Here is a 25,236-nt window from a genome sequence, read left to right on the forward strand (position 1 = left end):
TGGTTTTCAAAACTAGCTAAAGCATTAAAATAAACGACGTAAGATATAATTAAAATGAAAAGAACGTTTCAACCATCAAACAGAAAAAGAAGAAACAAGCACGGTTTCAGAGAAAGAATGGCTTCAGCTAACGGACGTAAAGTTTTAGCTAGAAGAAGAGCAAAAGGTAGAGCAAGCACAACAGTTTCTTCGTCTCCAAGACATAAGAAATAATGATGCTTTCATTATAATATAATAGGTGTTACTTTTAAGTAACACCTTTTTTTTGAATTTTTTTTTAAAATGTAGTTCAATAAAAGATAATCAGATTGTTATCTTTACCCAAAATAAAGAGTATGCCAAAAAATCCTAAAATCAAATCAGTTTTAATTATCGGTTCAGGTCCCATAGTAATTGGTCAAGCTTGTGAGTTTGATTATTCTGGGTCTCAATCTATCCGTTCATTAAAAGAAGAAGGAATTGAAGTAACTTTAATCAATTCTAACCCTGCAACTATTATGACAGACCCGTCATTAGCAGATAACGTTTACTTAAAGCCCTTAACAACAAATTCTATTAGAGAAATTTTAACTGCGCATCCTAATATTGATGCAGTTTTACCTACCATGGGTGGTCAAACAGCATTAAACTTGTGTATAGAAGCTGATGAAAAAGGAATTTGGGAAGATCATAATGTAGAAATGATCGGTGTTGATATTGATGCCATCAATGTTACAGAAGATAGAGAACAGTTTCGTGAATTGATGGGGAAGATAGGTGTGAATATGGCACCTCAAGCTACGGCAACATCATTTTTAGAAGGAAAAAAAATAGCACAAGAATTTGGTTTTCCATTATGTATACGTTCATCGTTTACTTTAGGAGGAGCAGGAGCTGCTATTGTATATGAAGAAGAAGACTTTGATGATTTATTACGCAACGGATTAGAAATTTCTCCAATCCATGAGGTAATGATTGACAAAGCCATGATGGGATGGAAAGAATACGAATTAGAATTGTTACGTGACGGAAACGACAACGTAGTAATTGTATGTTCTATAGAAAATATGGATCCAATGGGAATCCATACAGGAGATTCTATTACGGTTGCACCGGCAATGACCTTAAGTGATTCTACATTCCAAAAAATGCGTGATATGGCCATCCATATGATGCGCTCTATTGGAGATTTTGAAGGAGGATGTAACGTACAGTTTGCAATCTCTCCAGATGAAAAAGAAGATATCATAGCTATCGAGATCAACCCACGTGTATCTCGTTCATCAGCGTTAGCATCAAAAGCAACAGGATATCCTATTGCAAAAATTGCAACTAAATTAGCTCTAGGTTACAATTTAGATGAATTGAATAATCAAATTACAGGAAACACATCAGCGTTGTTTGAACCAACCTTAGATTATGTAATTGTAAAAATACCACGTTTTAACTTTGATAAATTTGAAGGAGCAGATAGAACTTTAGGTTTACAAATGAAAGCTGTTGGAGAGGTAATGGGAATTGGACGTTCGTTTCAAGAAGCATTACACAAAGCCACACAGTCTTTAGAAATTAAACGTAACGGTTTAGGAGCAGATGGTAAAGAGGAAACTCACTATGATACTATTATTTCTAAATTAACATATGCATCTTGGGATAGAGTATTTACGATTTACGATGCAATTAAAGCTGGAATTTCTTTACGTAAAATTTACGATATCACAAAAATTGACATGTGGTACTTAAAGCAATACGAAGAATTATATACTTTAGAAAAAGAGATATCTACTTTTAAATTAGATACTTTGTCTAAAGAATTACTTTTAGAGGCAAAGCAAAAAGGATATGGTGATAGACAAATAGCTCACATGCTAGGATGTTTAGAATCTGAAGTTTATAAAAAACGTGAAGAGCTTAATATAAAACGTGTATACAAGTTAGTAGATACTTGTGCTGCAGAGTTTGAAGCAAATACACCTTATTATTACTCAACTTTTGAAAACGTACAAATATCTAAAGAGGGAGTTGCTGCATCAGCAAACGAATCTGTAGTAACAGACAAGAAAAAAGTAGTTGTATTAGGTTCTGGTCCTAACAGAATTGGGCAAGGAATTGAATTTGATTACTGTTGTGTACACGGAGTGTTAGCTGCAAAAGAAGCTGGATACGAAACAATTATGATTAACTGTAATCCAGAGACTGTTTCTACAGACTTTGACACAGCTGATAAATTGTATTTCGAACCTGTATTCTGGGAACATATTTATGACATAATTCGTCATGAAAAACCAGAAGGAGTAATTGTTCAGTTAGGAGGACAAACAGCATTAAAATTAGCAGAAAAATTAGAAGCTTATGGAGTAAAAATCATGGGAACTAGTTTTGAAGCGTTAGATTTAGCTGAAGATAGAGGACGTTTTTCTGAAATGTTAACTTCTTTAGAAATTCCTTTCCCTCAGTTTGGAACAGCAACTAATGCTGACGAGGCTTTAGAAATTGCAGACACCTTAGATTTTCCAATTTTAGTTCGTCCATCTTATGTATTAGGAGGACAGGGAATGAAAATTGTAATTAATAAAGAAGAATTAGAATCACATGTAGTTGAATTGTTACGTTCTATTCCTGGAAATAAATTATTGTTAGATCATTATTTAGAAGGAGCTATAGAAGCAGAAGCAGATGCAATTTGTGATGCTGATGGAAATGTATACATTATTGGTATTATGGAACATATAGAGCCTTGTGGAGTTCACTCTGGAGATTCTAATGCAACCTTGCCACCGTTTAACTTAGGAGAATTTGTAATGAACCAAATTAAAGAGCACACCAAAAAGATTGCGGTAGCTTTAAAAACGGTTGGTTTAATCAACATTCAGTTTGCTGTTAAAGATGATACAGTGTACATTATTGAAGCAAACCCAAGAGCTTCGCGTACCGTTCCTTTTATTGCAAAAGCATACGGAGAACCTTATGTAAACTATGCAACCAAAGTAATGTTAGGAGTTAACAAGGTAACAGACTTTACGTTTAACCCTAAATTAGAAGGTTTTGCAATTAAGCAACCTGTGTTCTCTTTTAACAAGTTCCCAAATGTAGACAAAACATTAGGACCTGAAATGAAATCTACAGGAGAGTCTATTTTGTTTATTGATAGCTTAAAGGACGATGCTTTTTACGAGTTGTACTCAAGAAGAAAGATGTACTTAAACAAATAAAGAGTTTAAATACCTTATATAAACCCCGATACATATAAGAATGTATCGGGGTTTTATATATACCTGTGTGTTTACACAGTTGTTTGTCAGTTGTTTGTGTTTTTTTTTTGATTAATTTTAGTATGAAATCGAAAAAAAAAATGTTATGAAAAAAAAATTACTTTTAGTTTTATTGTTAGCAATAAGTTTTGTGACAATAAGTAACGCACAAACAACAATTACTAAGGATCCGTCAATTACAGGGAATTTTACTTTAGACCAAGGAGACAACATAAGGTTTGAAATAGGAAGCGTATTAGGCTCTTTAGCGACATTAACATGTACATCTGCTCCAATAGGAGTAAACACTGTTGATTTTACAGCAAATTTATCAGTTGGGAATACTCTTTTTTATGATAAAGAGATAACTATTGCTGGGGAATATGTATTCTCGTATGCTTTTGGCTTAGATACAAATATTTTTACCATGACTGCTGAGGCTACTACTTTGAGTACAGGTTCTATTAAAAAATCGTCAGACTTTACAGTGTCTTACAATTCAAATTCAGGAACTTTAACAATAAACAATTTAGATGTAAGTAAAGTTAAAGGAGTTTCTGTTTTAAATACGTTAGGAACAACTGTTTATTCTTCTAAAATTTTAGGAAGTTCAATAGATTTAACTTCTGTTACTAATGGAATGTATATTCTAGTTATTGAATTAGAATCATCAACAATAACTAAAAAAATTATCAAAGGTTAATCGCTATAAAAAATTATAAATCCGATTTCAAAAAGCCATCTAATTAAGTTAGATGGCTTTTATTATTTCCCAAAATTTATTTTTAGTTTTAAAGCCAATCCGTTTTGATATTGTTCATTTACTATTTTAGAAATATAATCAATGTTATTAGTACCTACACGATAACTAACTTGAAGTGTAAAATGTCCGTTATAATCATTTAAAATTCCTTTTAAAGTTACAACTTGCGTTACTCCATTTACATTTACCGTTCCTTTAAGGTTTACATTTGTATTACTGCTCTGAATAAGATTGCTATTAAAAAAAGAGGTGTTTTGGTTTTTAATAAAATTATTCAACTGTTGTAAGGGTAAAATGGTTTCTAATTGTTTTAGGTTGATGTTGTATTTATAGCCTTGTATAAAAGGGGAGTTGGTCAAAGACTTTTTTAAATACTCTAAATCATTTATTTGTTTGTTTTTGTTACTTTTAATGTTAAGGTTAATGCTTTGCAATTGTTTGGACACAATCTTACTACTGTCAACAGGAATAGATTGACAGAACGATACCGAATAAAACAATAAAGAAACAATAAGTATTTTCACAAGTATAAAATTTACTACCTAATTACTTACCTATACAATTTTTATGCAAGAAATATAAAATTAATGATTTCTATAATATTAGCTTTATATTTTTAGTATTTAATAGAGTTTAAAACAAATTTTAAAAAAGATAAATAATTGACCAATACTCTTTTTCTAAATTTAGGTATATCTAAAATAGATGAATGAAAAAACGATATAAAACTTTATGGATTTTGTTTTTTTTGATACATATAAGTAGCTATGCACAGCATTTAAACATAAATGGAGCTTTTACTTTAGGTTTAAAGGTTGTCTTAGGAAATCAGAATCAATCAATACAATTGGGAGCATCTGCATTTGGAATTTCTAACTATAATAAAGTTGCTTTAGAAGGAGGTATTTCTGTCTATACAGGGGCTATTTTAAAAAGATACACAATTAAAAGTACCGGTTTTATTAATGGCTATGATGTTTTTTATGTAATGGGCTATGGACAAAATAATAATTTATTAGGATCCTCTTTAAGTCAATACAACAATGCTGTTTTGTACGATAATGACTATCAAAATGAGTTTTATGGAATTGGTTTTGGTTTTGAAAAACAATTTTTGCCTAAAAGTTTAGATGAATTTGAACAAAGAATAGGTCGGTTGTTGATGAGGTTTTCAAATAAAAATCATTCCGTAGGATTTTCTTTTAAAAACGATTTAAAAATAGGAAACCTATTTTATGGTGATGCCACAGATTTTGGAAATACAGGAAGTTTGTATTTAACGTATTCTAATGCCAAAAGATTTGATGAAATTCATCAGTTTGGTTTTGCTATAGAATTGTTTACACCTCAACAAGACTATACTAAAATTGCCAACAATATATTAAATTCCGATGACGGTAGAAAAAATGTTTGGCATACTACAGGTTTGCACAAAAACACCTTTTATGCCAATGGTTACTTACAGTATAAATTGCAAAAAAATAATGGAGTCTATAAAATAAACACAGGAGTAGAGAGCCCTAAAATGGGAGCGTATATACAAAACAAGTTGCACGACAGTTTTGGATTGAACCCAAGATTTCCTTGGAATGTAAAAAGGAAGCATAATTTTTATATACAAGGAGAAGTACAACATTTTATAAATAGTTTATAGATGAAAAAGAACTATTTTTTACTAAGTTTTATACTGGTTTTGTTTCTGATGTCTTGTCAAACATCAAAAACATTTTATGGTACAACGCATTTTAATTTAAAAGAAACCAAAAATGTATATCGATTAGATTTAAGCGAATATCAAAAAGAAATAAATCTAACTAGATTTTTAGATTTAAGAATGTTAAACCTTTCTAATATTTATGATATAAAACAACTTGATCAAATTTTAAAATCAATTGCCAACCCTAATCAGTTAAGGGTTTTAATTTTAAATAACAATCATTTAAGCATATTACCAAGATCTATAGTAAGGTTTAAAGGCTTAAAACAATTGTCTTTGCAAAACAATCCTGAATTAAATTTAGAAAATTCTTTTAAGACCTTGTCTTGTTTGTCGTTAGATTATTTAGACTTACAGTATAATAGATTGACTAAAATCCCACCAGAAATAAAACTTTTAAAAACATTAAAAGAAGTAAATCTGTCTAACAATAACCTGTCTAACAACAATCTGTTTTATAATTTGTGTGACTTGCCAGCATTAAGATCATTATGGTTAAGAAACAACAACATTAGTTCTTTAAACACGAACCTTAATAAAATGGATCAATTGGTAAACTTGTATTTGGAAAACAATCAATTAAAAGAAATACCTAGCAATTTAACAGGGTTAAAATCATTAAGAGTATTGCATTTGTCTTTTAATAAGTTTGAAGAACTTCCTGAAAATTTACAAGACATTCCAAAGTTGATACTTTTACATATAGATCATTGCAATATAAAATCAATATCAAAAACATTTAATTCTAGAACCATTTCTGTAAAAGGTTTGGTTATTAATAATAATGACTTGTCTAAAGAGCAAATTAACACTTGGAAATCTGTTTTTAAAAATAATTTTCTTTTAATTTTTTAGCTTTAATTGATAGAGTCCGATAATAGGACCGACAGCTAATAAAGGCAAAGCAATAGCAATAGAAGTATAATTTAACAATTGTTTTAAGGCATAAATACTAAGAATAGTCACCAAAAAACCAATGCTGGTAGCTATTGTTAAAGCAGTACCATTATAGTTTTTAATACTAGTCTGATTTATTAGAGCTGATAAAAGAGGAGAATCAGCCACTACTGTAGTCCCCCAAATCATTAAAAAAGGAAAAAAGAAATACTCAGGTAGGTGAATTGTAACAGGACTTAGTAAACAACAAATAGCAGAAATTGTTAAAGCCCATTTAGCAACCTTTACATTTGTTTTGGTTTTTGCCAATTTACCCGCAATTACACAACCCAAACTGCCTATACTAATTACTATAAAAGACCACAAAGCAATATTGTAGTTTTGATGATTTTTAGTGTTGTAATATTCTATGATTAAAGGAGTAAATGCCCAAAAAGTATAGAGCTCCCACATGTGACCAAAGTACCCAAAAGAAGCTTTTCTAAATTCTTTTTTTTGGAACAATTTAGGAATGATAGAAAAATCTATTTTCTGTATTTCTTTTTTAGCAGGAGTGTTTAAAAACAACATCATAATAGCTCCTATGGTGGCTAGTACAGAACTTGTTAAAATTACTAAAGTCCAGTCTATGTTTATCTTAAAACTAGCTATAAAATGCGGGAATGCAGTTCCCAAAACCAAAGCACCTACCAATATTCCTAAGGCATTACTAATGGTTTTAGGAAAAAAATAAGCCGCTATTTTCATTCCTACAGGGTATACGCCTGCTAAAAACAAACCCGTTAAAAAGCGGGCAATAAATATTTGATTAAAATTTAGATTAGGAAATAAAATAGAAGCGTTAAATAACGCACCTAATAGAATACTAATAGAAAAGACAATATTGGCTTTAAACCGATCTGCTAAATTAAAAATAGCATAACACAAGCTCCCCAATATAAAACCTAGTTGAGTGGCTATGGTTAACGATGTAAGTAAATTGGTGTTGTTTAAATGATGTGCTAAAGCAATTTCATTTAAAACAGCATTGCTACTAAACCACAAAGAAGTTCCAAAAAATTGACTAATTACAATAAGTGTCAGCATTAGTGTTTTGTTCATAAAATAAAGTTATAATAAAAGAGTCGGTAAACTGTGAATATCTTTCTTTTTAAACCAGCTAAAGTTTCTATTATTTTTGTTTTCTTTGATAGTTATCTAAAGTTACTTTATTACTGTTTTTAATTAAGAAGTGAATTAATAGAATAAATTGTATTAATGAAAGTTTGTATTGCCGAAAAACCAAGTGTTGCCAAAGAAATAGCTACTGTTTTAGGAGCTAATGTTCGTTGTGATGGCTATTTTGAAGGAAATGGATATCAAGTTACATGGACATTTGGACATTTGTGCGGATTGTATGCTCCGCATGAATACAAACCTCATTGGAAAAGTTGGAATTTAGATACCTTACCCATGTTACCAGAACGTTTTGAGGTTAAGGTAATGGAAGATAAAGGAGTACAAAAACAATTTAGGACCATCAAGTTTTTATTTGACAAGGCTGATCTTGTGATTAACTGTGGCGATGCAGGAACAGAAGGAGAGCTAATTCAACGTTGGGTTATTAACCAGGCAGGATACAAAGGAAAGGTTGAGCGTTTGTGGATTTCATCCTTAACCACAGAAGCAATTAAAGAAGGTTTTGAAAAATTAGTCCCCTCAGAAAAATATGATAATTTGTATTACGCAGGTAGTTCTAGAGCTATAGGAGATTGGTTGTTAGGAATGAATGCTACACGTTTGTATACTTTAAAATACGGTAGAGACAGGCAAGTGTTGTCTATTGGTAGAGTGCAAACTCCCACTTTAGCTATGGTGGTAAAACGCTTTTTAGAAATTCAAAACTTTAAACCTGCCCCGTATTGGGAAATTCAGACAACTTATAGAGAGACTGTTTTTAATAACGAACAAGGACGTTACTTAAAAAAAGAAGATGGAGAACAAACTATGGAATTAATTAAAGGAAAACCTTTAAAAATTGTATCTGTAGAAAAAAAGAAAGGAAAAGAATATGCACCTAAGTTATTTGACTTAACAGGATTGCAAGTTTATTGTAATAATAAATTTGGATTTACTGCCGATGAAACCTTAAAGTTAACACAAGGTTTATACGAAAAAAAAGTAGTTACCTATCCACGTGTAGATACTACCTTTTTACCAAATGATGTGTATCCTAAAGTAAGAGGGATTTTATCAAAATTAACCAAATATGCAAGGTTAACAGCTCCTGTATTGGCAGAAGCTAAAATTAAAAAATCGACCAAGGTTTTTAATGATAAAAAAGTAACAGACCACCATGCTATTATTCCAACAGGGGTAGAAGAACCGTTACATGCAAATGCCCAAAAAGTGTACGATATTATTACACGTAGATTTATAGCTGCTTTTTATCCAGATAGTGATGTGTCTAACACCACGGTATTGGCAGAAGTAGAAAAAATAGGATTTAAAACCACAGGAAAAGAAATTTTATCTGAAGGATGGAGAATTGTTTTTAAAACTCCAGAACAAAATCAGGCAGCTGTTAAAAAAACGGATGATGAAACAATAATGCCAACCTTTGTAAAAGGAGAGTCAGGAGAACATGAACCTTCTTTTTTAGAAAAAGAAACCAAACCACCAAAACAATATACAGAAGCCACCTTGTTGCGTGCTATGGAAACGGCAGGTAAACAGGTAAAAGATGATGAGCTTAGAGATTTAATGAAAGAGAACGGAATAGGAAGACCTTCTACCCGAGCAAGCATTATAGAAACATTGTTTAAGCGTACTTATATAGAACGTAATAAAAAACAAATTTTACCAACCTCTACAGGGATTCAATTAATTACAACCATTCAGAATAAATTATTAAAATCTGCAAGGTTAACAGGGGAGTGGGAAAAACAATTAAAAGACATAGAAAAAGGAACATACAATGCTGCTACTTTTATCAATAACATGAAAAAAATGGTTGATGATTTGGTGGTAGAGGTTCGTTTGTCTAACCACAGACCTATTGTGATTGATGCTGTAACCAAAACAAGTGTTGTAGCTCCTAAAAAGGAAGCCAAAGGGGTTGTAGGTATAGAATGTCCTAAATGCAAACAAGGGCACCTGTTAAAAGGATCCAAAGCTTATGGATGTAGCAAGTACAATGATAGTTGTGATTTTGTTTTGCCATTTGAATTTATGGGTAAAAAAATATCAGAGAATCAGTTTATAAGATTACTGTCTAAAGGAAGTACGGTAAACTTAAAAGGTTTTATATCTGCCAATGGAAAGGTAGATGGAATGGTTGTTTTTAATGATTTATATAAATTAAGTTTAAAACAAAAACAAGCTAAAGAAATAACTGTTCCAGATGTATTAACATGTCCCAAATGTAAAAAAGGAACTGTTCTAAAAGGAAGTTCTGCTTATGGTTGTTCTAACTATAAATCTGGCTGTGATTTTAAAATGGATTTTACAACCATTAAAAACAAAGCAGCAGGTAAAGCAATTACCAAAGCTTTAGTTTGGCAATTGCTAAATTCTTAAACAAAAAATACACAATAAAATTTATCGTCTGTAATACAAACGAGAAAATCTTGTTTTGTGATAATAATTCATAAATAGTTTGTAATTAAGAGCTCCAGAAGTAATCATTATAAAATAGATTATAGAAAACTTAGATTGTAAAAAACTCTCATTTAGTATTTCGTTAACGGTAAAATAAAAAGTGAAAACAAGTAGAAACCAAATTGTAGTAGCGTTAACAATATTTTTTTTTGTGGGGCGTTTTAACCAATTACGTTTTTTTCGCATGTTGTTAAATTAAGTTATTAGGGTATATGAAATATACTCAAATTATAGAGAAAAAAAAACGAGCTTGTAAAAGCTCGTTTTTTATAAATTTGATAAACTTAACTAATTGTAATTTAGTTTGTTCTAGCCATAATATCTTTTATAACCGCTTTGTTTACTGGGTTAACACGTGTTAGTATGAAGTTACCGAAATCGTCAAAAGTTCCTGTTCCTTTAATGTTTTTGGTGTTTAAAATATAGGTTTCATCATTTTCTTTAGCTTTTAAACTCCCAATAATAGTATTGTTAAAACGTACTTTATATTCGTTTTTAGTTGTTGGTAAAAACTCATATTTTTTGTTTTTAAATTCTAAAATAAAATCAACTACACTATTGTTTTTTGCATTTGCTATTTTTTGTGCAGGTTGGTTTTTAGAGATAATATTAACAGTTGCTTTTGCAGGAGTAAATTTATGTTCAGATATATTAGGGTCTTTTAAAGCTTCTCCAATAGCCTCAAAATAACTAGCTTTAAATTCTTTAATTCTACTTTTACCTTCTATACTAGTAAATATTTTTTTACCGTAGCAATCGTTAAAAATTAAAATCATTTTTGTCATCATAAACCCCGATTTTTCTATTTCTAAATGTAAAATATCACAAGGGTTAATATTTTCTATCGTATCATCATCTTTAATAAAAGAGGTGAAATTATATTTTTCTAAACTAGCTTTTAGTACTTTGTTAATGTTATGTTCATTAGGCTCGTCTTGAAAAGAGAATTGCTTAGGAATCAATATATATCCGTATTGATTTAATTTTTTTTGGGATTGTATTGATAATGCAGTAAATAATACTAAAATAAAAAAAGGTATGTTTTTCATAAACGTTAAAATGGCTTGTTAAAAAAATGAATATACTAAAAACGAACGAATACTATATTTATTTTCCAGTCTTAATAATTCTATCTATTATTTTTTTTATTCCAGGAGATAAAGTTTCTAAATATTGTTCTTGACAAATAAACGCTAGTTCTCCACTTAGCTCTGGATATTTTTGATAAGTTTTATAAATTTGTTTAAAAGCAAAATGTCTTACAGAAGATGATTTTGTAATATCTTCCCATAGATTCATGCATGTATCAAACAATTTTCCTTCTTGTTCATCATCTAATTTCATTTTTGCTAAAATCTTTAAGATTTCACGTTGATGTCCGTCTTTTTTATTGGGAATATTTTGAATAAAATCATCAATGTAAGGATGTATTCTGTCATCATCTTTTTTAGTACAATGGGTTAAAATCCAGGTAGCTCTCCAAGCGTGTGGCTGTTTGTTAGTTAAAGCTATTTGTATGGCTGCTGCATGTACTTCTGCTTGTTCTTGAAAAGTTTGAATTAAAAAATCTTTGTCAATTCTTTCGTCAAGTATAAAGTCTAAATTCATGTTTTAAAAATACAAGAAAAAGGGTTGGGTTTTAAATAATGAAAGGCTAATTTTAAATAATGAATTTTTTTTACATAGATAGCGTTGGAACCAAACACAAACTACCTTTTAAAGTATATAGTTATAGAAATGTAATGGAATTAATTGCGGCAGAAGGATTGGAAGATTTTGGAGATTGTATGGGACGTGCTTGGTGCGGAACTTGTGCGGTGAAAGTAGTTTCTGGAAATTTAGTTGATGATAAAACCAAAGAAGAAAAATTATGTTTAGTCTCTAACTTTTTAGAAGCTACCAAAAGATTAACTTGTCAAATTTCTTTAACTAAAGAGTTAGAAGGTGTTGTTTTACAATATGATGCTAATGATTTTGTTTAGAAATCAATAAGTCAATTTAAAATTAGAGAAATCAAATTCTTTACCATTGGCTATTATAGAAATTTGGTGTTTTCCGTAATAATATTTTCGGGTACTTATAAGTTTAAAATGTTGCTTTTTTCTAATTTTAGTGATGCTATAAGGAGCAAATTCTTTCTGACTTATTTGAAATATTTTTTTAGAAAGTGTTCCGTTGTTTTTTAAGTAATAAACAGCATACTCTAAACGAATTAAAGTCTGTGTTTTTGCATTGTTTATAATATCAAAAGAGAAATGTAAATCATCACCTAGTTTAATTAAAGTATGACTTAATTTAAAATTTTGAACATCAATTTGAGCGGTATTTCCAAAACCAAAAACAGCCATTATTGTAGGTTCTGCTTGTTTTAGCAAATTTCTGTTGGCATGTTTTAAAATCCAATCGGTATGTTCGGTTTCTCCAAAGTGTTTTTCTGTAAAATCAATTAAAACTTGTTTGTTGTCTTTCGATATATCATTTAAATTGTTGGCCACACTTTTTCGTACATACAACTCAGAATCGTTTACTAAATTTTCTAAAATTGAAATTATTTTAGTAGGATCTTTTTTTAAATAAGGAAGAGCCATTGCCCATGGTAAGCGAGGCCTACAACCTTCGCTAGCCAATCTTCTTAAGTGTTTGTTGGGATGAAAACTCCACTCAGTCATTTTAGCAATTACATAATTTGTGTGTGCTATAATAAACGGACGTATGGCAAATTCGCAACTAACATAGGGAGTAATGGTTTCAAAACTAGCAATGCTTTCTACCAAATAATCTTGTCCATACATTTCAATATAATCAGGTAAAAACAAATATTCAAAACCACCAGGTATGTTGTGTTTTTGTAAAACAGCAATTAACTGTTTAATTTCTTTAACAGCAGTTTTAAAATCGGGAGCTAAAAAAAAATGTAACGTTTTTGTAATATGATGCATTCTGCTTTTTAATTCATATTGTTCCCATTCGGTAGAAAAAATAAGTTTTAAAAATTGTTCATCTTTTGTGTTGGGATGTATTTCTTTAAAAGCATTTAAAAATGAGTCGAAAAAAGAATGATTGTATGCGTTTTTTAGTGGTTCCATAGACTTTATAAATTTAAAGAATGGAAAATCAAAAACCTATCAAATCAATTCTATATTTTTGTAAAATGCAATCACTATTAATTATCGGTTATGTTTGGCCAGAGCCTAGTGCTACGGCAGCAGGTAGCAGAATGCTTCAAATTATAGAACAATTTCAATTGTCTGGCTATCAAATAACATTTGCAAGTCCAGCTTTGCAGCCAGAGTTGGCTTATGATTTGTCTTTACTAAATATAGCTGTTAAAAAAATAACATTAAACAATTCTTCTTTTGATGAGTTTGTAGTTGCTTTAAATCCATCAATAGTAATGTTTGATCGGTTTATGATGGAAGAACAATTTGGATGGAGAATAGAAAAAAAATGTCCACAAGCTATTAAAATTTTAGACTCTGAAGATTTACATTTTTTAAGAAAAGCAAGACAACAAGCTGTTAAAAAAGAAAAAGAATTACCTGTTGACTTAATAAATACTGAAGATGCTAAAAGAGAGCTTGCAAGTATTTATAGGTGTGATGTTACGTTTACTATTTCGGAATTTGAAATGAATTATTTGCAAGAGATATATAAAATACCAACTTATTTATTGTGGTATTTTCCTTTTTTGGTTGATGTAGATACTAGTTTAAAACCAGAATTTAAAGAAAGACAAGATTTTTTGTTTATAGGAAATTTTATACATACCCCAAATTGGGATGCTGTTTTGCAATTAAAACAAACTATTTGGCCACTTATAAAAAAACAATTACCTAAAGCCAATTTGCATATTTATGGAGGATATCCTTCAGAAAAAGTATTTCAGCTGCACAATAAAAAAGATGGTTTTTTAGTACACGGTAGGGCAGAAGATGTAAATTTAGTAATGCAACAGGCTAAAGTAAGCTTGGCACCTATTCGGTTTGGAGCAGGTTTAAAAGGAAAGTTAATAGATGCTATGCAGAATAAAACTCCGTTTGTAACCAGTAAAATTGGTGCAGAAGGAATGTTTGGTGAATTAGATTTTAAGGAATCTGTAAGTAATTCTATTCAAGATTTTGTAGCAAAAGCAGTTCAGTTGTATCAACAAAAAGAGAAGTGGAAAATTGCGGTTCTAAAAGGAACTAAGGTTTTAGAAAAAAGGTTTTGTAAACATGTATATAGAAATGTTTTTATAGAAAATTTAAACAGATTAAAGTCTGATTATCAAGCTCAAAGAATTCAAAACTTTATAGGTTCCATGTTGCAACATCACACATTAAAAAGTTCTATGTATATGTCTAAATGGATAGAAGAAAAAAACAAGGGTTAAAATTTATAAGAAACGTTAATCGTTCCATAACGAATCCATTTAGAGCTAATTTCTTGTGTTTTTTTTGTATGAAAAACCTGATGATAGCTAATATTCCATCGTTCTAAATTCCAATAATAACCAATATCTGTAAGCCACACAAAAGGTTCTATATGAAACTCTTTTTGAGTAGGATTGTTCCACAACTCCCCTGTTATAGTGTTGTCTTTTGCTTGGTAGGTAACATAAGATTTAACACCCCAATAACATTCTTTTACCCAGTTTTCTGAATTGGTTTGCAATGCCGTTCCAAAAAAACTAGTATTGGCAATAGAGGTGTGTTTGTAATGTTTAGAATGAAATTTAAAAGCCAATCCTGATGAGAAATTAGCAAAAATGGAATTTAATGTTGTTTTGTTAATAAGGGATATTTGTGTTTTTTTTTCGGGTTTATAATAAAAATTATAAACATAATCTAAGTGTATACCAATGCTAAGTATTTGTTTTACTTGTGTTTTCCAACCCTCAGATTCTGGTATGTCGTAAAATTGATGAATAAAGTTTTGAGCCTCTTTAGCTCCTGTTTTTTTTCCAGTATATCCTGTGTTTATACCAATAGTTAATATGTTTTTATCATTTATAAATCGCTCAGAATAACGAGCATATACATAACCAGCATAGGGTCTGTCTTGGTTGTATACATTAGGAATGTCAGAATTGTAAGGGTTGTACATTTTTTGTCCCAAACGGATTTCTTTTATTTTTTTTGTAAAATGACCATATTTTGTAGGGGTTGCTTTTTTGTAAAACAACTCTAATCCGTTGGTGTAGTATTCATCTAAAAAAAAAGAAACATATAAATCGTTGTCGGAACTAAAACCAAACTCCTTGTTTTTTTTAATTTGAGCATTTAGATGATAAACATGTAAACTAAGGGTTAAGAAAAATAAAACTCTAGGTAATTTCATAGATAATAGATACTTAAAGAATCCAAAAATACAATTATTAACCTAGTAAAACTATGCCAAAAGAAGTGGAATATGTATATTTACTTGATCGCTAAAATGATATAATTTTTATAAAATGAGTGAAAAGGAAAAATTAACGATTGAAGACTTAGCTTCAGTTACCTCAAAACCAGATTTGATAGAAAAATTAGAACAAAAGAACATTGATGTTTCTGATATTCTAAATAAAATTAAATATGAAGAAGAGTTAAAGCTATTACAAGTAGAATTGGTAAAGCTTCAGCAATGGATTAAAAAAAATAACAAACGTGTTGCTGTTATTTTTGAAGGAAGAGATGCTGCAGGAAAAGGAGGTGCTATTCGTAGATTTATGGAACATTTAAATCCTCGTTCTACCAGATTGGTAGCTTTAAACAAACCCACAGATATAGAAAAAGGACAATGGTATTTTATGCGATACATAAAAGAATTACCAAATCCTGGAGAAATTGTTTTTTTTGATAGAAGCTGGTACAACCGTGCAGTGGTAGAACCTGTAATGGGCTTTTGTTCTGATGAGCAATACAAAATATTTATGGCTCAAGTACCAGAATTTGAACACATGCTTTACGAAGATGATTTGATTATTATTAAATTTTGGCTATCCATATCTAAACACGAACAAATAACTCGTTTTAATTCTAGGCAAGAAAACCCTCTAAAAAGATGGAAATTTAGTCCTGTAGATAAAAAAGGTCAAGAATTATGGAATAGCTACACTACTTATAAAGAACACATGTTTAGCAAAACCCATACAACTTATAGTCCTTGGGTAATTGTAAAAACAAACGATAAGCAAGAGGCTAGGTTAGAGAGCATACGTTATGTATTGTCTAAGTTTGATTATGATGGAAAAGAAGAAGCAAAAGCTAATTTATTTCCAGATCCAAACGTAGTTATGCATTATTTTAGATCATCTTATCAAATAGACTAAAGCAAATGGAAAATTTAACAGAAAGAGATATAAAAAACCTTAATAGTAAAAAAGGTTTACAAGCTTTATTGTCTGACGAAACAGTTAATGTACAAAAAGCTATTAGAAGTGTAAACTATGTTAAAAACTTAAAAAGACTACAGAAAGAGTTGATCAAGCTACAAGAAGAAGTGATTGAGAAAAATCAACGTGTAATTGTAGTTTTTGAAGGAAGAGATGCTGCAGGAAAAGGAGGAGCTATCCGTAGAATAACAGAAAGAATCAATCCACGTCATTTTAGAATAGTAGCCTTACCAAAACCTACAGATGAAGAAAGAACACAGTGGTATTTTCAACGATATATAAATAAATTTCCAAAAGCTGGAGAAATTGTTTTTTTTGACCGTAGTTGGTACAACCGTGCAGTAGTAGAACCTGTAAACGGATTTTGTACACAAGAAGAATATGTAAGGTTTATGAACAACGTAAACGATTTTGAACGTATGATTACTTCTTCGGGAATTAAGTTGGTTAAAATTTACATGTCTATAACAAAAGATGAACAAGCTAAACGTTTTGAAGAGATTAAAACAAATCCGTTAAAACAATGGAAAATAACTCCTGTAGATCAAAAAGCACAAGAGTTGTGGGATGATTATACAAAGTATAAAAATGTAATGTTTGCCAACACCAATACAGATTATGCTCCTTGGAAAATAATAAAAGCCAATAAGAAAACATTTGCAAGAGTAAACGCTATTAAGTATTTGTTGTCTAGAATTCCATACGATACAAAAAGAAAAGTATAAATATGGGAGACTCTGAATATCAAAAAATATCTAAAAAAAAACCAACCTATCCTGTTCAGCCTTTTTTTAACGAATATTTGTCAAACTACAACAGAAATGCTTTAATTCCTGTTTTTTATGATGATTTACTTCGTTTTTCTGGAGGAATAGAAGTATATGATGAAAACGGTGATGATACCTTATGGATTAGAGTGTATTATCCTGAGCATGAAAGAATACATGTTGATAAAGACTTAAAAAAAGTATATTCTATATTACACGGTGATGGATCCGATACTTCTGTTCCATTTTTAAATATAGATGCTGTAGATTATTGTACGTTTGGTAATTCTAAACCTTTTAGAATAAAAGTAAGAAATGTGTTAAATGACAATTACACATATATGTACATTAAAAAAGCAGATGCTTCTAGAATTTATGGTTTAGAGTTAGAGCATTTATTATCACCTAACAGAATTAACTTTTTAGTTTATAAAGACACTTTAATAGAAGATCATATTTCTGGAATTCCAGGAGATATTTTTATAGAAGGAGGATTAGAGTCTTATTCTGTAAGAACTCAAAAACAAATAGCAAAAGAATATGTAAAGTTTAACGAACGTTGTATTGTACGTTTGTTAGGAGATATGAGATCTTACAACTATGTAATTGTACCAACGCATGATTTTGACCAAGTAAGATACCGAATTAGAGCTATAGATTTTGATCAGCAGTGTTACGAAGGACGATTAAGAGTTTACATGCCTCAGTTTTTAAAAGAAAACAGTCAATATGTAGAAATGGTACACAATAACTTAAGACCAGAATCTATAGAGCAATACAAACAAGAAGAACGTTCTACCATTGCCAAACGTATTTTGTTAGGTAAAAAAAGAATTAGAGAATTGTTAAATTGTATGCTTCAAGATAAAATTTCATCAGATGAAAAAATAGATCAACTTAAAAAAGATTTATTTGATTATACAAAAGATTCTCGATTTAAAGAATGTAATTGCATGGGAGAAATTTTAGAAACCGCATTTAATTTTGTGGTTAAACACTACCAAGATGTAAATGGATTTAGAGTAGAAAGAACCTAAAAAAAGCATCTTAAAACGTATACGTTTTAAGATGCTTTTTTTAGGTTTAGCAATCTCTATTAATGTTGTATAATTATTTTTTTTCGAGTTATTTTATCTTTAGAGTGAATAGCCAAAATATAGAAGCCATTAAATAAACCTGAGGTATCTAGATTATTTGTTTTTTCTGAATAATGAATACTCTTTTTTAAAATACCGTTTTGATTGTAGAACTCAACTTTTGTTCCTTGCTCAAATGAATAATTGTTGTTTGTGTTTTCAAAATCTAATAAGTCTTTATTGCTTTTTAGTGCCATATTACTAGGGTTACAGGTTAATTGATCTTTAAAAGGGTATACAATTTTCTTTGAATTTCCTAGTGTAGTACCACTTACTTTATTGTTTAAAGGTAATTGAAGATTTACATTGTAGCATCCAGATGGTTTTCCAGTAAATGTTTTACATCCGTTTGTAGGGTGTGCTCCGTAACGAACAACAGTTAAAGATTTTCCTTGTTTACTTTCATCATCAATATTCCAAGGAGTATTGTTAAAAGAATTTTGTACTCCACAAGGATATAATTTAAAGTCTTTAGATTTTACTTGTGCATTATTTCCTCCTCTTACCTCATTAAAATCACCAATGTAAGATGTTCCTTTAAAAGTACCCAAGTTATCAACACCTCCTTTTTTGTCTATAAAACCTCCTTCTATTTGAGCTGCTACGGTAGAATTATATGCACTTATATTGCTAATATCTACACGCCCTTGGTTTATACGATGAGGAGATAACATTACAGAAGCATCTCCTTTTCTAACTGTTATATCTCTTCCTACAATGTTGTCAATTGTAGCTTCTGAACTTTGTATAGATGGGATGATACCAGATTCAACTCTTAAAGTGACACCTCCTTCTCCATCTAAATTTTTAAATAATATTTTTTTACCAGCTCTTATTTGAATAATACCATATCCTACATGATTTTTATACGAAATAACGTTTTTAATTACTCCGTTGGTAGGTAAATCAGACCATTCTCTACTTTGTGTCTTGTTTAAGTTACATTCAATATTAGAAAATATAGTATATGAATCAGTTACTTTAATTCCTGAAATTAAAAAATTTGTTACAGATAGAGCTTCTACTATTCTAACACGTTCTGTAGGGCCTCCGCTAAGTATTACTTTAAAATAATCATTTGTATTTGTACTCCATTGTTTACTATTGGTTATAGCAGTGTTCCAAACTTTGTTTTTTACTCCCAAATTAAATATAGCAACATTTTTAGGTCTATTTCCTCCTAACCATGGTTTTAGAGTTACGTTAGAGGCTATTTTAAGATGAACTTTATTTTTTAATTCTACACTTCTTAAATAAATATAGGGTTTTCCGGGTACTTTATTAATTGTGATGATTCCTCCACCTAAATTTGAAATTCTATTAATTTCATTATTTAGCTTTTGAGAGTCATTTCCGTTATTTAAACCTGTTAAATTGATTGTAGTTCTTTTAGGTCCAATTTTATTTACATAGAAAAGAGATTCGTCAGCACTTAGTCTGTTTTGTCCAACGGCTGAAAGAAGAGACATAAATAATAAAGTACTTAGATATATAATTTTTTTCATTAGAGGTAAGTTTTTTAATAGTCCTTTGTATTATGGGCTATTGGTTAGTATTAGATTGGTGTTTGTGGTTAATTTTTAAATAGTTTTAGCTAAATATATATTCTAGGTTATATTTTATTACAAGAATTACATATAAATTATTTTTTACAATATTTTATTGTGTAATATTTTGTTTTTTAGCTAAAATAATAAGGTTTGTTGTTTTTTTAAGTATTGTATTGATGTATTATCAATATATAATGATAAAGGGAGACATTTAATAGAAAACAAAAAACCTCCAAAAAGTTAAGTACTATTTGGAGGTTTTTGTGTAAGAGGAAAATTATTTACTCGATTCTTTCTAGCAAGGCCATGTAAAAACCATCGTAACCAGATTCTGAAGCTAATATTTTTTTGTCTTTAACTAATTTAAAGTTAGGATTTAATCCTAAAAATCTAGCAACTTGCTCTTGATTTTCTGATGGTAAAATAGAACAGGTAGCATATACAACTTTACCACCCACTTTTGCAATTTTAGTATAACGACTTAAAATATCTCTCTGAATATCTTTAATGTTATCTATAAATTCGGGTTGTAATTTCCATTTACTATCTGGATTACGTTTTAAAACTCCCAGTCCAGAACAAGGAGCATCAATTAAAACTCTGTCTGCTGTGTTGTATAGTTTTTTTATGGTTTTGGTAGATTCTATTTTTTTGGTAGTAATGTTAAAAGCACCTGCACGTTTTGCACGTTTTTTTAATTCTACCAATTTACCTCCATAAATATCTGTAGCAATAATAGAACCTTTGTTTTCCATTAAAGCAGCAATATGTAATGTTTTTCCACCTGCACCTGCACATGTATCTACTACACGCATTCCTGGTTCAACCTCTAAAAATTCGGCTACTAATTGTGACGAAGCATCTTGCATTTCAAACAAACCACTTTTAAAAGCTGGAGTTACAAATACATTTTTACGTTCGTCTAATTCTAAAGCACAAGAGTAGCCTTTAATAGGTTTGGTAATAATATCGTCTTTGGCTAATAAATCTTGTAGTTGTTTTTTGGTACCTCTTAATGTATTGGTTCTTAAAATAGCAGCTGCAGGAATGTTTTGTGCCTTTAATTCGGCAGTCCATTTCTTTTCTCCCAATTCTTTTAAGCATAACTCATCCATCCAATCTGGAATAGATTGTGCAATAGCTCTGTTGCTTTGCAACTCATCAAATTTACCTTTAATTCTTCTTATAGGGGTTTCTCCAAAATATTTCCAATCTGGTAAGTCTATCCCTCTTAGTACTGCCCAAACAGCAAATATTTTCCAAAGGTTTTCTCTAGAGTAATGATCCTTTGTTCCTGCAATCTCGTTGTATAAACGTTTCCATCTTACAATTTCGTAAAAAGTTTCTGCAACAAATTTTCTATCTCTGGCTCCCCAACGAGGATCTTTTTTTAAAGCTTTTTGTACAACTTTATCAGCGTATTCTTTTTCGTTAAAAACGCTATCTAAAGAATCTATAACGGTAAATACTAAATTTCTATGTAGTCTCATACTTTTGTGAACTATTTGGTGGCAAAGTTACGTGTTTTTTTGCCTTAAGTAGATTAAAGAAAATTAATTTCTTACAGTAAAGTCTTTAATTTTTACTTCACGTCTAATTTCACGTATATAAAAAGCTGTATAAACGCTTTTTTGCGTGTTTTTTAGAGTGATTGGAATATTGTTTCTAGACAGTTTTAAATTAGAGTCTAAAATACTTTCATCCATTGTTAAAATATAGTTTCCGTTGGCTACAAACAGTTCAAAATGTCCGTTTACATCTGTCAACGCTTGACTGGTTCTGTCCCTTCCTTCAGCAGTTTTACCTGTGGCTACAATTTTTATGTTAGATAAATCTGTTCTGTTTTTGTTAACGTTGGCTATTTCTTGACGGTCTAAAATAACATCACCTACAATTTTAACACCTCTAGAAAATGGAACATATACTAGTTTTTCTTTAAACTCCATAGGAGTACTAGTATTAATGTTAGGGAACCATCCGTTAATTTTTTCTAGTGGAATAATATCTACTTTGTAAAACCCTTTAAATTTTTGTTTTACACTTGCTTTACCTTCTAGGTTGGTGATCACTTCGTCATTTCCTACTTTAATGACTACGTTGTTAATTGGTATTTCGTTAAAATCTTTTTTGCCATTACCGTTTAAATCCATAAAAGCCACAAAGTTTAAGTCGGTTTTTTTGTCTTTAAGAAAAGGAATAGGAATTGCAAAATCTTTACGAATGCTAAAGTTTAAATTTAAATTTAAGTCGTTTATGTTTTTTGTGGTTTGATTTAGGTCTACAGTTCCTGTATTTGTGTTAAAAGAGTTTAGTAATATTGAGCTAGATGAGTAGCTTAAATTAGATTGAATACCATATCTAATTCCATATTTACCAAAATAATATAAGTAACTATACAATCCTAAACCTACTTTTTTAGCGGTGTTTAAATAATTAAAAACAAGATTGTTTTCTAAAATTAAATGTTTGTTTTTAAATTGATATTGATGGCTAAGGGAACTTCTAAAATTTTGAGGTGTTTTTTCAGCAATATCTGTACCGTATAAAGAAGTTTCTAAAGAATTGGAACCATAAAAATATCTATTACTAAATGTAAATGTTCTGTATTTTATGTAAGAAGAAAGTTCTAAATTAAAAAAATCTTTAGCCCCCATTTCGGAAGCTTTATTGTAGCCTGCTCTTAGATATAAAGAAGATAAAAAGTTGTTTAAAAAATTAGAACTAGATTGTCTTATAATTAAACCTCTTTCTATTCTAGGTGTGTTTTGTGTGTCGTAAAAATGATAATATCCTCCGTACTGTAGTGTGTTTCTTTGTTTGTGAGTAGAAACTAGTAAAGTGTTGGTGTTTATTTTTTGATAATTAATAAGGTCATCAGACACGGTGCTATAGTTTTCATAAGTTTGAAACGAGTTTGTAGCCAATAAATCTACCCTTTTATTGATTGAAAAAGTAGATCGATGGTTGATTAATTCACGAATATAGTTTCCGTTTCCATATCCTTTTGTGTTGGTTCTTACGCTAATTACAGGTCTCCATATTTTATTAAAAAAACTAGAAGAATATCCTAAACCAGTAGCATAACCTTCGTTTAGTTTAATTTCTCCAGAGCTATCCGTTAATTGTGTATAGGCAGCATATAAGCTAATTCGGTGTCTATTAAATAAAGAAATAGTAGGTTGTATATTGGCTGTGTTTGTAGCTCTGTCCAATCCTAAATTTACATTTCTACCAGCTCCAACTTTAGCACCAAGTAAGCCTCTGTAATTAAAATTGTATTCAGCACCGTAGGTTTCGTTTTTGTTTAGTTGATTAAAAAAGCTATCAGGTCTAATATAAAAAGCATTTACTCTGTGACTATCGTTAATTTGATACCCCGCTTTAATCCCATAACCCGAAGATTGTAATCCAATTAAATTACCACTAATTAAACCTAGTTCTAAAGATTTTTTGTTGTCAAAATAACCAACATACCAAGGAACATTTTTAAAAACATTGTTGTTTAATACAGAGCTAGAGTAATTGAATTGAGAAGAGTATATTAATTGAGAATTTTGACTTAGCTCTTTGTAACCTCTGATGTTTAAAGAAGCAAAAGAATAATCTCCCATTAAGTTTTGAACACTAAAATCTATAGTTAAGGGCAGGGTAGTATAGCCATATTTATCTGCTATTACTTCATTGGGTAATTTTACATAGGATACTTTAGAGTTTCTAGAAGTGCTTTTACCTGTAGTGTACTTTGGTTCTGTAGATTGGATAATAATATCATGAACTACTTTTTCATCTTTTTTATAAGGGTCGTAGCTATTGGTAGAAATACGTCTTTTATTGCGTTGTTCTTTTTTTATAAATTCTAAATCTAGTTTTTGGTGAAATTCCTCTTTAGGTTTTAAGGTAACAGTCTTGTTCGCTACAGGTTTGTTAAGAGTATCTGTAACAGTAATGTTTTTTTTAGGAATTAAGTGTTGGATGTAAATATCCTGATCGTAATTCCCGGTGTTTTGAATGTTGTAATCTAATTCTGCAATAGTATCTCCATTCTTAAGATACTCTGTGTTTTTTTCAACATTTACTGTCCATCCTTTTTTATGATGACTTACTACAGTAAAATAATTATCAGCCAATTGTCTTCCATCTAAGTCAATCACAAAAACATTGATGTTAATTTCGTTAATTGATTGTAATTTTTTGCTTGGAATGTAAACAATAGGAATAGAAATAGTGTCTTTTATTAAAACTCTATGAATGTCTTTGGGGTTTACAATAGGTGTCCAACCTTTTGGGGTTAGAAGTTCTAGTCTAAATTTTATTGGAGATAAAGAGGTTCTGTTATATATCTGTAATACATTGGTAATAATTTCACCGTCTTTAACATTGATAATTTCTTTTTTTAATCGGGTACCAATATCTGATGCTTCATCAAGAAATTTAAAAGATTTATAGGTGTTGTTTTCTTGCTCTTGACTGTAAGTTATACAGCAAGAAAGCAAGGTGAAGAAAAGCAGAAAAATAGAAAATCTACTGCTTTTATAATAAGGAGTGTAGGGAACTTTCAAATTAGATTTTTTCCTCTAGGTGAAACTTAAAGTTTAATTGATAAACACCAGGGTTATAAGAAAAATTAGGTTTTATTCTAAAATCAATAATAAAGTTAAATTCATTATAATTAGTTGCATAGCTACCCGGAAAATTAGCATTACTGTCACAATCAGCTGTTTCTGTTGTCTTAGAAATCAACTCAGATATAATTTCAATCACATCTGTAGTATTGGTAAAAGAAGTATAAACACCATTGATATCGGATGTTTCACAAGCGTTACGCACTCTAATTTCTAAAATGTTTAGCAAAGGATTAGAAGCACTTCCGCTACCATATTGTGTCAATTCTTCCCATTCATCTACAGGTGTACCCGAAGCAGAATTATTGTCAACTTTTATATTTAAAAACCATTGACATAAAGGGTCTACCACAGATTTATCTTCTACAACAACCTTAAGCTGAGCGACATTGTTAAATGTTTGTCCTGCTTGGTACTTTGTAAAAGTGTCAAATGAAAAAGATTGGTTTATGGGATCTTTGTCTATCAACTCTACTCTACCACAATGAATTTGAGCAGTACAAAAGAGTGTGTTTGCAAAGAGTGCACAAAAAGTAATTAGTTTTAGCATCTTAAGTTTT

At 30.1% G+C, this 25,236-nt stretch carries 21 protein-coding genes; 11 read left to right on the forward strand and 10 right to left on the reverse strand.

What is annotated here, in order from left to right; all coding sequences use genetic code 11:
• Positions 1 to 54 precede the first annotated feature (54 nt).
• The 3 genes from rpmH to FHR24_RS05670 all read left to right on the forward strand — a co-directional run bounded on the left by rpmH (position 55) and on the right by FHR24_RS05670 (position 3,933).
• Positions 55 to 213, forward strand: a complete 159-nt coding sequence (gene rpmH / locus FHR24_RS05660) for a 50S ribosomal protein L34 (protein WP_167185137.1) — start codon at positions 55 to 57, stop codon at positions 211 to 213.
• Between the two features lie 122 nt (positions 214 to 335).
• A complete protein-coding gene (carB, locus tag FHR24_RS05665; protein WP_167185140.1) occupies positions 336 to 3,191 on the forward strand; it encodes a carbamoyl-phosphate synthase large subunit in 2,856 nt (951 codons plus the stop codon).
• 145 nt (positions 3,192 to 3,336) lie between these two features.
• On the forward strand, positions 3,337 to 3,933 hold the full coding sequence (locus tag FHR24_RS05670) for a T9SS type A sorting domain-containing protein (protein ID WP_167185143.1): 597 nt from the start codon (positions 3,337 to 3,339) through the stop codon (positions 3,931 to 3,933).
• Positions 3,934 to 3,995: 62 nt separating this feature from the next.
• Here FHR24_RS05670 and FHR24_RS05675 read toward each other — a convergent pair whose 3' ends face one another.
• Positions 3,996 to 4,517, reverse strand: coding sequence for a hypothetical protein (locus tag FHR24_RS05675; RefSeq protein ID WP_167185146.1), 522 nt, complete (start codon positions 4,515 to 4,517; stop codon positions 3,996 to 3,998).
• 185 nt (positions 4,518 to 4,702) lie between these two features.
• On the opposite strand from FHR24_RS05675, the gene FHR24_RS05680 reads away from it, so the two are divergent.
• Both FHR24_RS05680 and FHR24_RS05685 read left to right on the forward strand, forming a co-directional pair.
• Complete coding sequence (locus FHR24_RS05680; RefSeq protein ID WP_167185149.1) at positions 4,703 to 5,647, forward strand: hypothetical protein; 945 nt, start codon at positions 4,703 to 4,705, stop codon at positions 5,645 to 5,647.
• On the forward strand, positions 5,648 to 6,565 hold the full coding sequence (locus tag FHR24_RS05685; protein ID WP_167185152.1) for a leucine-rich repeat domain-containing protein: 918 nt from the start codon (positions 5,648 to 5,650) through the stop codon (positions 6,563 to 6,565).
• Here FHR24_RS05685 and FHR24_RS05690 read toward each other — a convergent pair.
• Complete coding sequence (locus tag FHR24_RS05690; protein ID WP_167185155.1) at positions 6,554 to 7,708, reverse strand: MFS transporter; 1,155 nt, start codon at positions 7,706 to 7,708, stop codon at positions 6,554 to 6,556. The two genes, FHR24_RS05685 and FHR24_RS05690, sit on opposite strands and share 12 nt — an antisense overlap.
• A gap of 156 nt (positions 7,709 to 7,864) precedes the next feature.
• Here FHR24_RS05690 and FHR24_RS05695 point away from each other — a divergent pair, with 156 nt between their 5' ends.
• On the forward strand, positions 7,865 to 10,165 hold the full coding sequence (locus tag FHR24_RS05695) for a type IA DNA topoisomerase (protein ID WP_167185158.1): 2,301 nt from the start codon (positions 7,865 to 7,867) through the stop codon (positions 10,163 to 10,165).
• A 380-nt stretch (positions 10,166 to 10,545) separates the two neighbouring features.
• On the opposite strand, the gene FHR24_RS05700 is transcribed toward FHR24_RS05695, so the two are convergent.
• The gene (locus FHR24_RS05700) at positions 10,546 to 11,295 is read right to left on the reverse strand and encodes a hypothetical protein (RefSeq protein ID WP_167185161.1); all 750 of its coding nucleotides are present in this window, start codon (positions 11,293 to 11,295) and stop codon (positions 10,546 to 10,548) included.
• Positions 11,296 to 11,353: 58 nt separating this feature from the next.
• The gene (locus FHR24_RS05705; protein WP_167185165.1) at positions 11,354 to 11,854 is read right to left on the reverse strand and encodes a hypothetical protein; all 501 of its coding nucleotides are present in this window, start codon (positions 11,852 to 11,854) and stop codon (positions 11,354 to 11,356) included.
• 59 nt (positions 11,855 to 11,913) lie between these two features.
• Here FHR24_RS05705 and FHR24_RS05710 point away from each other — a divergent pair, with 59 nt between their 5' ends.
• Positions 11,914 to 12,228 carry a 2Fe-2S iron-sulfur cluster-binding protein gene (locus FHR24_RS05710; protein ID WP_167185168.1) on the forward strand — a complete coding sequence of 105 codons (315 nt, stop codon included), beginning with the start codon at positions 11,914 to 11,916 and terminating at the stop codon, positions 12,226 to 12,228.
• A 3-nt stretch (positions 12,229 to 12,231) separates the two neighbouring features.
• On the opposite strand, the gene FHR24_RS05715 is transcribed toward FHR24_RS05710, so the two are convergent.
• Positions 12,232 to 13,332, reverse strand: coding sequence for a DNA alkylation repair protein (locus FHR24_RS05715; protein WP_167185172.1), 1,101 nt, complete (start codon positions 13,330 to 13,332; stop codon positions 12,232 to 12,234).
• Between the two features lie 65 nt (positions 13,333 to 13,397).
• Between FHR24_RS05715 and FHR24_RS05720 the strand changes: the two genes are divergently transcribed.
• Entirely contained in the window at positions 13,398 to 14,618 is a 1,221-nt protein-coding gene (locus tag FHR24_RS05720) for a glycosyltransferase (RefSeq protein ID WP_167185176.1), read from the forward strand.
• On the opposite strand, the gene FHR24_RS05725 is transcribed toward FHR24_RS05720, so the two are convergent.
• On the reverse strand, positions 14,615 to 15,565 hold the full coding sequence (locus FHR24_RS05725; RefSeq protein WP_167185179.1) for a lipid A-modifier LpxR family protein: 951 nt from the start codon (positions 15,563 to 15,565) through the stop codon (positions 14,615 to 14,617). The genes FHR24_RS05720 and FHR24_RS05725 overlap by 4 nt on opposite strands.
• 115 nt (positions 15,566 to 15,680) lie before the next feature.
• Between FHR24_RS05725 and ppk2 (FHR24_RS05730) the strand changes: the two genes are divergently transcribed.
• The 3 genes from ppk2 (FHR24_RS05730) to FHR24_RS05740 are packed head-to-tail and all read left to right on the forward strand — an operon-like array spanning position 15,681 to position 18,405.
• A complete protein-coding gene (ppk2, locus tag FHR24_RS05730; protein ID WP_167185182.1) occupies positions 15,681 to 16,538 on the forward strand; it encodes a polyphosphate kinase 2 in 858 nt (285 codons plus the stop codon).
• Between the two features lie 5 nt (positions 16,539 to 16,543).
• Positions 16,544 to 17,326: a polyphosphate kinase 2 gene (gene ppk2 / locus FHR24_RS05735; RefSeq protein WP_167185185.1), complete on the forward strand. Its 783-nt coding sequence runs from the start codon at positions 16,544 to 16,546 to the stop codon at positions 17,324 to 17,326.
• 2 nt (positions 17,327 to 17,328) lie between these two features.
• A complete protein-coding gene (locus tag FHR24_RS05740; protein WP_167185188.1) occupies positions 17,329 to 18,405 on the forward strand; it encodes a hypothetical protein in 1,077 nt (358 codons plus the stop codon).
• Between the two features lie 59 nt (positions 18,406 to 18,464).
• Here the strand turns inward: FHR24_RS05740 and FHR24_RS05745 are convergent, their stop codons facing one another.
• The 4 genes from FHR24_RS05745 to FHR24_RS05760 all read right to left on the reverse strand — a co-directional run bounded on the left by FHR24_RS05745 (position 18,465) and on the right by FHR24_RS05760 (position 25,226).
• Complete coding sequence (locus tag FHR24_RS05745) at positions 18,465 to 20,009, reverse strand: T9SS type A sorting domain-containing protein (protein WP_167185191.1); 1,545 nt, start codon at positions 20,007 to 20,009, stop codon at positions 18,465 to 18,467.
• A gap of 326 nt (positions 20,010 to 20,335) precedes the next feature.
• Positions 20,336 to 21,544 (reverse strand): RsmB/NOP family class I SAM-dependent RNA methyltransferase, encoded by a 1,209-nt coding sequence (locus FHR24_RS05750; protein WP_167185194.1) that lies wholly within the window; start codon positions 21,542 to 21,544, stop codon positions 20,336 to 20,338.
• Positions 21,545 to 21,607: 63 nt separating this feature from the next.
• Positions 21,608 to 24,613, reverse strand: coding sequence for a hypothetical protein (locus tag FHR24_RS05755; RefSeq protein ID WP_167185197.1), 3,006 nt, complete (start codon positions 24,611 to 24,613; stop codon positions 21,608 to 21,610).
• Between the two features lies 1 nt (position 24,614).
• The gene (locus FHR24_RS05760) at positions 24,615 to 25,226 is read right to left on the reverse strand and encodes a hypothetical protein (protein ID WP_167185200.1); all 612 of its coding nucleotides are present in this window, start codon (positions 25,224 to 25,226) and stop codon (positions 24,615 to 24,617) included.
• Positions 25,227 to 25,236: the final 10 nt, after the last annotated feature.

It is taken from the genome of Wenyingzhuangia heitensis (genome assembly GCF_011762155.1).
Taxonomy (GTDB): Bacteria; Bacteroidota; Bacteroidia; order Flavobacteriales; family Flavobacteriaceae; genus Wenyingzhuangia; species Wenyingzhuangia heitensis.